Here is a 6,579-nt window from a genome sequence, read left to right as displayed (position 1 = left end):
TTTTGTTATTTTGTTATTTTGTTATTTTGTTATTTTGTTAGCAATAATAATATATCGTATAGGTAATACTTCTAACTCTCCCATGTACAATTTTTTAGCCTGATTTTAAGCATTTTAAGAGATAAATACACCACCAAAAATGACGGCAACCTAGTCGTTTAAGATCGATTGTAAATCCTTTCCTAACACTCATTTGTTCAACCTTCATATATTACTAAAATGTAAAAGCTTCGTACTTTAATAACTGCTTTTTTATATACCCCTTGCTATAAAAATTTTAGCATTATTAAACAAAAAAACATTAAACTTTTGGTTATCGGTTTTTCTATATTTTGTGTGAAGAATGGGACGTCTATGGGCACTGGTTTTATTCAATAAATTTCCACTAGAGTAAATTCATGATCATTATAGATAATAAATTAAACAGATAAATTGTCTGTTTGATTTTTATGAAGTACTCCCTAGTTACTAAGAAGAAACTGTAAAGCTACCTATCAGTACTACTTTGTATAATTTTTTGCAAAAAAATCATATTAAGGCTCAATTACCTCAATGGTGTTCCCAGTAATGCGCAGCATATTAGTCTTTTATTAAACCCTACTATTAGATTAACTCCTACAAACTAATCAAGGTTTAAAGTTAGTTTTAAATTTTGGACTTATCCACTACTTTGCTATTATGGCCGTTTTTATTTCCCTATTAAGGCAAGAGCACTGCGTGGAAGTTTTTCAACTTAGAGATTATCAACAAGAAGCTGTTTCGGCGGTGCTTAAACACTTTCGAAAAACCAACGAATCTGCGGTGATTGTTTTACCTACAGGCTCAGGTAAAAGTCTGGTAATTGCCGAGCTTGCTCGATTGGCAAAGCGAAAAATACTGGTACTCACCCATGTGAAAGAATTGGTCGAGCAAAATCATCAAAAATATGAAAGCTATGGTGTTACCGCCGGTATTTATTCGGCCGGATTAAAACTGAAAGAAACTCAGCACCAAGTCACGTTCGCTAGCATACAATCGGCAGCTCGCAATTTAGATGACTTTAGTGAGCCCTACTCTTTAATTATTATTGACGAATGTCATAGAGTTAACTTAGCCAGCACTGAGCTTGCTAAGGACAAAGCTGAAGGGGAGCCCAAAGAGCAAACACAAGAAAAAGCAAGCAAGCTGTCCAATACTAACCAGTATCAACAAATTATTGAAAAATTGATGCAAGTTAATCCCGATGTTAAATTATTGGGTTTAACCGCAACCCCTTATCGTTTAGGTATGGGCTGGATTTATAAAAAACATTACCGTGGTTTCATGCGAAGTGAAGAAAAGCGACCTTTTGAGCACTGTATTTATGAACTACCCCTTCGTTACTTAATTAAACGCCAGTATTTAACCGAACCTAATTTAGTCGATGCCACCATAGAACATTATGATTTTAGTAGTCTGCGAGCAAACGCCTCTGGTGAATATAGTCCTGTGGATATCAATCATCTATTGAACAAAAATCCCCGGGTGACTCAAGGCATTATTGAGCAGGTCATTGAGTTAGGCTATAAACGTCAAGGTATTATGATATTTGCCGCTACAGTTGAGCATGCAAAGGAAGTCTTCAGTTATTTACCTGCCCAATTAAGTGCATTAATTACCGGTGCTACCGACAACACTGAACGCGACAAGTTAATTAAGGCATTCAAGCGTAAAGAAATTAAATACCTAGTTAATGTTTCAGTATTAACCACTGGCTTTGACGCACCACATGTCGATATGATTGCGATATTACGCCCAACCCAATCAGTTAGTCTTTATCAGCAAATCATCGGTCGTGGTCTGCGTTTGAGTGATAACAAAAAAGATTGCTTAGTCATTGACTATACGGGCAATGAATTTGACCTCTATCATCCCGAAGTTGGTGAGAAAAAGCCGAATAGTAAAAGTCAGCCGGTGCAAGTTATTTGCCCCAGTTGTGAATTTCCCAATTTATTTTGGGGCATTTGTGATGATGACGGCTATCTAGTGGAACACTACGGCCGACGATGCCAAGGCTTGATTGAAGAACAAGGGTCAGATAACCAATGTGACTATCGTTTTGTATTTAAAGAATGCCCACACTGCGGTGGTGAAAATGACATAGCTGCTCGTAACTGTTTACAGTGTCATGAAGTCTTGGTTGACCCCGATGATATGTTAAAAAAAGCACTGCAACTTAAAGATTCAAAAATTATACGTTGCGCAGGTCTTAATTTAACGAAAGTGAGTGATAAGGGAGCTGATAAGTTAAAAATCACTTACCATGATGAAGAAGGCGTTGAACTCAATGAATCTTTTGACTTCGCTAAGCCCAATCAAGTTAAAGCGTTCAATGATATCTTTTCTAAACGCCTTAGCGCTAAAATTAGTGTTCAGCTGGGCTCTACTGAATCGTTTGAAGTGACTACACTTGAACAGGCATTAACGTTAGCTAACATTTTACCGTGTCCTGACTTTGTCATTGGTAGAAAACAAAAATTCTACTGGCGTGTCAAAAACAGACTTTTTGACTATCAAGGTAAATACCGAAAAGCCAATGAGCTCAAATAGGCTCAATATAAAATATAAACAATGATTAACCTAATGAAAAAAATGAACGCACACACTTAACAAGAGTACTTTAAAAATTAAAATTAATAAGTTATCTGTGTAACTTACAGGATATAGTAGTGCGATAAAAATAGAACTCTGGAAAATAATGCTTCACGTACTCTTTAACTTGTATACTTTCCATCAAACTCACACCATTCTAAAGACTGATATTTTGAAAAAAGAGAGAAGTTTCCTACAACAAACACTCATGTTTTCGATTATATAGTCCAAGGTCACAACTGAGATATTTAGGTATTCACAAAATAACACCTTTTATTACTGATATAAAAAAAAATTTAGTACCTAATATGCTATTTGGGCTAATAAATCAGGAAAATCAAATAGCATTTAACCATAAAGTAACTTTTACCAAGGATAATTCTGATAAATTGGTGACTCCCGCCCTTACAATTTGTGGTCAACGATTTAGAAGAAGTCGGTTAGCCGTTATAGTGCAAAACACCATGTGCCTGATGATTTGAAGTGGTTAAGCAACTTTTAAAGACAAGGGTTGCTAAAACTTACCGTTACCAAATCCTACCATTAAACCTTCATTCTCGGGTCAGTGAGTTATCAGAGAGTTACGCAAAATATAACTATCCACAATTTCTGTTAATAAGGTATTTAACTCTAAAGCCTAGCATAGGTTTTAAAGTCACCACTTTGATAGTTTAAAGATGCGATATTTTGAGACGTATTAAAGCTTTTATTACTTTTATTACTTTTATTATAATAAATATAAAAGTTATTTATCAATATTGATACATTTAGTTATTAATGTTTTTGATATAAATGATGTATATTATTTTTCTTTATAATCTAGAACCTCAAATGAAAAATTTAAAAGTATATTCAATAAAAACGAAACTTATTGTCAGCTATAGTGTTTTAATTTTATTGTTAAGTATAATTGCCTGGTCGGGTATTACTGGGATGTCCAGTATAAATAAGTTACTCAAAGGAGCTGTAGATGTATCAGCTGAAAAAGTAAAACTGTCGGCACGTATAAACCAAAACGTGTTAGCTATTTCGAGAGCAGAAAAAAATATTATCTTAGCTCAAACTAAAGAAGAAATGGACGTATTTTCTGCCAATACCGCTACAGAAAATATTGAAATGACTGAACGTAGGATCAAACTAAGGGCTTTGATTGATGATGATGGCAAGGCGTTATTAGATCAGTTTTCTAACCTTTGGGATGAATACATAACGATTAATGCTGAAGTACGGACACTCGCTAGACTAAACTCTAACAAGGTGGCAGGAAAATTATCTAAGGGTGAAGCCCGTGAAGCCTTCGATGCTGCATCTAAAGAAATTAGGTCCTTGGTAGAACTTGCAAACAATGCTTTAAACTCATCCAATAAATTAGATTTGGTTCGCCTCGCAGCAGATCAAATTAAACTTTCAGCCCGCATTAATCGGAACTTAGTAGAAATTCATCGTGACGAAAAAAACATGATTCTTTCGACTGATTTAACAGACATAGAAGCGTTCGCTATCAAGATTAACAAGAGGAAACTTGATATTTCTGACCGCTTATCCCAATTAAAATTGATTGTTTCTAATGAAGACAAACCAGTACTTGATAGTTTTATAAAAAAGTACAATCGATATCTAGTTTTACATCAGCAAGTAAGAAATGCTACACGTGAAAACGGTAACCATCGTGCCTTTGAACTATCATCGAATAAAGGACGAGAACTAAGTGACAAAGCCGGCGCTTTAATGACTAGCCTAGTAAAAAAAGCAGAACGTGAGATGGAAGATGATGCCATCAGTAGTTCTGAGAAATACTCTACATCGCGTAATTTCATGTTGATTATTACTTTTATAGCCATTGTTGTAGGTATCATTATGGCCCTATATATAGCAATGAATATCAGTGGTTCTCTGCAAAAAATATTGTCTCGAATGGAAGATATTGCTCAAGGCGAAGGCGACTTGACCGTAGTTATTGACGAAAGTGCTAAAGATGAGACAGGTGATCTCGCACGCGCTTTTAATAAATTTGTTGCCAAAATACGTAAAGTAATTAGTGAAGTAACAGATTCCTCTGATCAGCTTTCAGCAGCCGCAGAAGAGTTATCAACTGTTAGCCAATTAACAGGCCAAGGAGTAGAAAATCTTAGTCGTGAAACTGAACAAGTCGCTACGGCGATGAATGAGATGACAGTAACGGTACAGGACGTAGCCAGCAACGCCGCTCAAGCCGCTAGTTCAGCAGTAGAGGCCAACTCTTATGCTGAAAAAGGTGGTGATCTTATAATAAAAACTGTCGCATCAGTAGGTCTATTAACAGATGAAATTAATAAATCCTCAGAGGAGATTCATAAACTCAAAGTTGATAGTGACAATATTAGTTCTGTATTAGATGTAATTAAAAGTATTGCTGATCAAACAAATTTATTAGCACTCAATGCGGCTATTGAAGCGGCTCGTGCTGGAGAACAGGGGCGTGGCTTCTCAGTTGTTGCAGATGAAGTTCGTACGCTAGCGCAGCGCACTCAGCAATCTACTTTAGAAATTGAAACAATGATCGATAAAATACAAACTGGTACCCTCAACGTTGTTGCCAGTATGAATAAAAGCCATGAGCAAGCACTGCAAGTGGTGGAAAAAATTGATGAAACAGGCGATGTTCTCACACTCATCATATCATCAATAGTTTCTATTAATGATATGAATTGTCAGATTGCAACCGCTGCTGAACAGCAATCTTCTGTTGCTGAAGAAATTAACCGCAATGTTGTTAATGTGCAAAACTTAACGATTGAATCATCAGCATCAACGTCACAGGTATCGACAACAAGTAATGAATTGGCCAGATTAGGTGAAGGACTTACAAGCCAAATCAAACAATTTAAAATATAAACGATTAATTGGCATGAGTTATGTGGAATAAGAATTATCTATTTCCACATAACCACTAAGATCAGTACCTGACAATGACATGCTTGCAGCGATATCCTAAAACTAACTACTTATTCGCGCTTAGAACTCTGTTAATTGTTGCTTTGCCTACAGGTAAAAAATATCAGCAATATTTTTTCCACTTATTCTACGATGGCTCAACTCCATTATTTTTATATGAAGTTCCTCTGTAATATTTCTAGATAAGCCATACTTTGCTACGTAACCATTATTTTTACTTCGCGTATTGCCCTAGGTTGGAACGGAATAATGGTAGGTTTTAAAAATTCAAGCAGTATTTTTGTTGTTTTAATACTATGTTCTGGCCCATTTGTCAGTCTATGTCTAGCTAAAGCAAACTTGCTATTTATTCTGAATTTTATGGACGCCCTTTTCTAATCACTCAACGACTAAGAATACGACTCAAGCCAGAGAGCCAAGAGAACAAGGGTTTACACTAGCTAAGATACAATAAAAACATGGTATTAATCTTATGACATTGCATAAAAGATTAAAAGGTACTGTGTAAAGTGACCTTCCTTTTGTATTGGTATCTAAAGTACCTGTTAAGGTGTTCTTTAATTATTATTACTAAATAGATTTAACTTGTTATAAGCAAAAAACCGCTAATCTTTCGATTAGCGGTTTTTCTTTGTTTGGCGGTGAGAGTGGATTTGAACTCTACTCGAAGGTTTAGTTCTATAAACCCTTATTTAAAATTTCTAATTATTAAAAAACAAAAAGCCCGTTACTTTCGTAACGGGCTTCTCTTTGTTTGGCGGTGAGATAGAGATTTGAACTCTAGAAGGGCTATAAACCCTTGCTGGTTTTCAAGACCAGTGCTTTCGACCACTCAGCCATCTCACCTGAATGTCTTAAAACAATTGCTTGCTTGAAGACGGGGCAGATATTAAGACCTGCAATAACATTTGTAAAGCACTAATTTTACTATTTCTTCTTTATGTTCGATAAATCAACAAGTGTGCGAAAAAAACAGCTATTTAGCGATAATTTACCATTATTGACTATTTACATAAAAACTTTCGCTGCGTTTAA

Annotated in this window: 2 protein-coding genes and 1 tRNA gene; 2 read left to right on the top strand and 1 reads right to left on the bottom strand. The window is 35.5% G+C overall.

The genetic code is table 11. The features are described 5' to 3' along the window. Positions 1-717 precede the first annotated feature (717 nt). A complete protein-coding gene (locus H4J66_RS07050; protein WP_310650631.1) occupies positions 718-2,568 on the top strand; it encodes a DEAD/DEAH box helicase in 1,851 nt (616 codons plus the stop codon). Positions 2,569-3,441: 873 nt separating this feature from the next. After that, complete coding sequence (locus tag H4J66_RS07045; RefSeq protein ID WP_182172380.1) at positions 3,442-5,484, top strand: methyl-accepting chemotaxis protein; 2,043 nt, start codon at positions 3,442-3,444, stop codon at positions 5,482-5,484. Positions 5,485-6,299: 815 nt separating this feature from the next. Here H4J66_RS07045 and H4J66_RS07040 read toward each other — a convergent pair. Continuing rightward, positions 6,300-6,390, bottom strand: a tRNA-Ser gene (locus H4J66_RS07040). Positions 6,391-6,579 lie beyond the last annotated feature (189 nt).

Source organism: Colwellia sp. MB3u-55, from assembly GCF_014076785.1.
Lineage (GTDB): Bacteria > Pseudomonadota > Gammaproteobacteria > Enterobacterales > Alteromonadaceae > Colwellia_A.
This window is presented reverse-complemented; position numbering and strand designations above follow the sequence as displayed.